The following is a 4,621-nucleotide window of genomic DNA, read 5'->3' as shown; positions in this document are numbered from 1 at the left end:
GACTCAAGGTCCTTCTTGGCAGGTAGGCAGCGGATTAAGCACTGCCGTCCCAGCTGTGTATGGCCCCTTAAACCCGGACAGTGCCGTACGGCCAAATGCCAGCGCAGACACACTTTCGGCGGATTGCAATCCTGTCCCTGTTTTTTGTTACAGACGCAGGATGAAAGCTTAGGCTGAATACCCAAAGACCAAGTGCCATCATCAGGCTTATCAGTAAGTGCAATCAGTAGTTGCCGCGCAGCAGTCGACATGGTCCGTCTTTGCGCGGTCGGAATCAGGAAAGCTCAAGATGAACACGGCGCAACATTTCGAGTACAACGACGACCCACGCTTTTATCTGCAACTGGCCAAGCTGGTATCCAGTACAGGCGACGACACTTTTGCCGGGCACATGCTGCAATTGGTGGATTCGCTGGTGCCCATTCACGGGCTTGGCCTCAGTGAATGGACGCTGGACCTGCGCGAGAGCAGTATCAGTCGTATCAATCTGCTGGGCAGCGCGGGCCTGCAGCATGATCCTCCCCACAGCGAGGACACCGGCCATCCTCTGCTCTCGAGCATTCTGAACATGCAGGCCCCGCTGCTTGTCCAGCTCAGGACCCCGCTGAGCGCGCAACACCCTCAGCACAACACCCACCAGTGCAATCTGGTGTCCAGCCACGGTGAACGTCGACTGATCATCTGCTTTTATCGGCTGACCGCGCTGCGGGCGTTTTCCCTGACTGAGCTGTCCTTGCTCAAGAGTCTCTCCGACACGCTGCTGCCACTGGTCGAGCATCACGCACAGAGTCTTGCTCAGTCCAGCAGCAACGCCGCGCGGCTCGAGCCGGAACCTGGTTCGCTGGATCAGGCCTTCAGTGGCAGGCTGGCACAGGACTCGGTCACACTTTCAGCACGCGAGCAGGAAGTCTGCCTGGGCTTGCTGACCGGCGGCACCGTGGCTGAAATGGCACAGCGCCTCAAGGTCAAGAACAGTTCGGTGGAGACCTACCTCAAGCGCGCTACCGCCAAACTGGGCGTCAGCGGACGACATGGTCTGGCACGCTGGATGGCGGGTGATTGAAGCTCGCATGTTCTGGTGCCTGACGGGCAGCGATACGCCCCACGAAAAAAGGGCCATTAGAGGCCCTTCTCGCGCATACGCCTCTGCCTTCAATCAATCCGAAAGGCAATCACGCTGTCGCCCAATGTCGTACCGAGCGATCCGTGACCGCCGGCAGCAATGACCACGTACTGCTTGCCGTCGTTGCCGGTATACGTCGAAGGAATGGATTGTCCGCCTGCGGGCAACTCATGCTCCCAGAGCATTTCGCCATTATTGACGTCATAGGCGCGGAAAAAGTTATCCGCCGTTGCACCGTGAAAGGCCAATCCGCCTGCTGTCACCATCGGACCGCCATGGGCGACCATGCCCATTGGAAAGCCAACCGGGAAACGCTCCTGCATGAAGCTGGTCTTGAGGTTTTTGGTCGTGCCGACCCGGCGCATCCATTGGGTCTTGCCGGTCGTGAGATCGACCCCGGCCATGGTTCCCCACGGTGGCGCTGTGCACGGGATGCCAAGGCTTGAGGCGAATCTGGAAATACGGATGGCATAGTCCCCGTCGAAGTTCTCGTTCCAGTAGGGTTTGCCTTCCTGAGTGAACAGACGTTTTTCCTGGGCCTGCTCGGGGCGCTTGATCAGGTTGTAGACATACGCCAGACGTACCGGTGCGGCGATCAGCACCTGGCGGTCAGGATCGACGGCCACCGAGCCCCAGTTGAACACGCCTATGTTGCCGGGATAGATCAATGATCCCGACTCGGTGGCCGGTGTCCACGGATTGCCGTCATAACGAAGTGTGTTGTAGGCGATCCGGCAAGCCATCTGGTCAAAAGGCGTAACCCCCCACATGGACTTCTCGGTCAGTACGGGAGGAATGAAGTTAAGTCGCGAGACCGGCTGGGTGGGTGCAAAGCGCTCGCCGTCGACACCACCCTCGGTGCGCACACTGACCTGATCGACAGGCACGATCGGCTCGCCGGTCAGTCGGTCAAGCACGAAAATATTGCCGACTTTGGTCGGTAATACCACCGCGGGCTGGCGGTTGCCGTCCTTTCCCAGGTCCAGCAGTGAGGGCTGTGATGGGTTATCGCGATCCCAGAGGTCGTTGTTCGAAGTCTGGAATCTCCAGCGCAGCGCACCGGTTTTCAGGTCAAGAGCCACCAGCGCATCGCGAAACTGCTCGGTATTGCTGTCAGGGTTACGCCGAGTGCCGGTTTCGTCGGGCGAAGCGTTGCCGAACGGGACGTACACCAGACCGTTTTTGACATCGGCGCTCAGGGTTGCCCAGGCGACCGGCGTGTCCTGCGGATAGCTCTGGTCAGCCGCTATGGGTTGGGTGTTTTTCGGATTTTGCGGATCGAAATTCCACACCAGCCTGCCAGTGATGACGTCGTAGGCGCGAATCACCCCGGACGGGTTGCCGTCGTTATAACCGTTATCCATGATCGAACTGCCGATCACGATCAGTTCGCCCGCAATCAGTGGCGCGGAGGTCTGCATGAGCGCGTGCGGGCGGATGGTGCCCATGTTGACGCTCAAGTCGATCACTCCACCGCTGCCGAAGTCGCTGCACAGGTTGCCGGTGTCGGCATCAAGCGCTACCAGTCTGGCGTCTGCGGTGGCGGTAATGATGCGTTTGGCGCATTGAGCAGGCTGTTGTGGCTGGCCAGCCGGGCTGGAGGCCGCAGAATAGTAGCTGACGCCGCGGCAGGTCTGGTGCTGCTGCAGGTACGAGCGTTTTTTCTCGGGGGTGTATTTCCAGGCCAGTTGCCCGGTCTGCGGGTTCAGTGCATGCACTTCGTTATGAGGCGTGCACACGTACACCCGATCGTTGATCTTGAGCGGCGTGGCTTCAAAGGTGTACTCACCGGCGTCCTTGTCCTCATCACGCAGGTCGCCGGTATGGTATTCCCAGGCCACCGACAGCTTGCCGACGTTGTCCGGGGTGATCTGATTGAGGCTGGAGAAACGCTGGCCCGCGTTGCTTCCGCCATACGCGGCCCAATCACTGCCTGCCGAGTCGGCGCTGCGGGTGGTCGCCACGTTGTCGATCCTCCCCTGCTGCGGGTACGGATCGTGAAACATCAGCGCAATCACGATCAGCAGCATTGCGCAAAGCGTTCCGCCAAGCAACGGGTGAAAACGACGGTTATCGGTACTTGAGCGCGCCTGATAAAGCGGCCGCACTACCCAAGGCATGGCCAGCCACAGGCCGATCAGTCCAAACAGATCGCCGCGAGGAATCCACTGCCATTTGTCGAGGCCGACTTCGTAGATGATCCAGATCAGAATCCCCCACATCATCACGGCATACAGGGTAAGCGCCGATTTTCTTTTCAGGAATACCAGGGTTGCTGTGGCCAGCAAACCCAGGGCAATCACCGAGTAGGCCGGTGAACCGCCAGCAGCCACCAATTGCGCGCCCATTAACAGCAGAATGAGGCTGAGTATCGCGATCACGATACCGGTCACTTTGAGAATCATCTTCCTTGCCCTTTATTGTTATTCAATCTTGCGCCGCGACATTTTCGACCACGGATTTCGTCCGTAGTGTCAGTTTTTGCGTGTCGCGTCATCCAGGGCAAGGATGGTGTGGGCGTTGGTGACGGTGGTTGCCAGGGTGTTGATCACGCCTGAACGCAAGGCGCCCAGCGTGGCGGCGGCCTTGGTGTTTTCGCTGGCAATGGCCACTACATCGGGGATACGAAACAATTCCTGCACGGTAAGGCCGATTACCCTGCCCTGTATGGCATTGACCGCAGGCTGGCCGTGAATGTCGATGAAGTCATAGCCCATCATGTCGCCCACCGTGCCGGACAGCCTGGCCTGAGCGATTTCCTGCGGAGAGAACCAGCCCATGCGCACCATGTTGCTGTTTTCGCTCATGTCACCAATGCCGATCAGCGCCATGTCGGCACGCCGTGCGCGGTCAAGCGTCGAGCGCACAGTGTCGTTGCTGATCAGAATACTGCGCAGCTCAGGGTTGGCGACCAGCGCCGGAGCGTACAGGCTTTCGCTTTCGCCACCGAACCGCAGCGCCAGACGGCGGCAAATGTGGTCGGGGTTCATGTACTCGCCCGCCTTGAGCGAGCCGCCAATAGCACAGACAAATGTGCAGTTGCGCGTCACCGGCAGGAACACGTTGTCCGCGACCGCACCCACATTGCGGCCCATGCCCACGGCGACGATCATGCCGTCACCAAGGGTCTTGTTGAGGTAGTTGGCAACCAGACTGGCGACCGCCGAGCGCTGAGTATCCGGGTCACTGTGGTCGACTGCAATCAACGCCCTGTCCAGCTGAAACCGTTCGACCAGCGCCAGTTCCAGCTCGTTGTTCATCGCCGGGTGCTGCAGCACCCGTACTTCGACAATCCCTTCATCGCGTGCGCGTTTGAGCAGTCGGCTGACTTTTGCGCGCGACAGGTCAAAGCGTTTGGCGATGGCTTCCTGAGTGACGTTCTCAAGGTAATAGAGCATCGCGACTTCAGTCATCAGATCGATGTCGCTGGCCATGCGCTGGGTACTGTCACTCATGTGGACGGGCTTCCGTTTCGGCGTCAAAGGCACATTCTCCCTA

Annotated in this window: 3 protein-coding genes; 1 reads left to right on the top strand and 2 read right to left on the bottom strand. The window is 59.2% G+C overall.

Annotated elements, in window-relative coordinates:
- Positions 1-289 precede the first annotated feature (289 nt).
- Complete coding sequence (locus AO388_RS22525; protein ID WP_058417164.1) at positions 290-1,063, top strand: helix-turn-helix transcriptional regulator; 774 nt, start codon at positions 290-292, stop codon at positions 1,061-1,063.
- 89 nt (positions 1,064-1,152) lie between these two features.
- Here AO388_RS22525 and AO388_RS22520 read toward each other — a convergent pair whose 3' ends face one another.
- Together AO388_RS22520 and AO388_RS22515 are read right to left on the bottom strand one after the other, a co-directional pair.
- Entirely contained in the window at positions 1,153-3,528 is a 2,376-nt protein-coding gene (locus tag AO388_RS22520) for a glucose/quinate/shikimate family membrane-bound PQQ-dependent dehydrogenase (protein ID WP_058417163.1), read from the bottom strand.
- 69 nt (positions 3,529-3,597) lie between these two features.
- The gene (locus tag AO388_RS22515; protein WP_003369595.1) at positions 3,598-4,578 is read right to left on the bottom strand and encodes a sugar-binding transcriptional regulator; all 981 of its coding nucleotides are present in this window, start codon (positions 4,576-4,578) and stop codon (positions 3,598-3,600) included.
- Between the last annotated feature and the right edge of the window lie 43 nt (positions 4,579-4,621).

It is taken from the genome of Pseudomonas sp. ICMP 10191 (assembly GCF_001467335.1).
GTDB lineage: Bacteria > Pseudomonadota > Gammaproteobacteria > Pseudomonadales > Pseudomonadaceae > Aquipseudomonas > Aquipseudomonas cerasi.
Note: the sequence above shows the minus strand (reverse complement) of the source record. Positions and strands in the feature narration are given on the sequence as shown.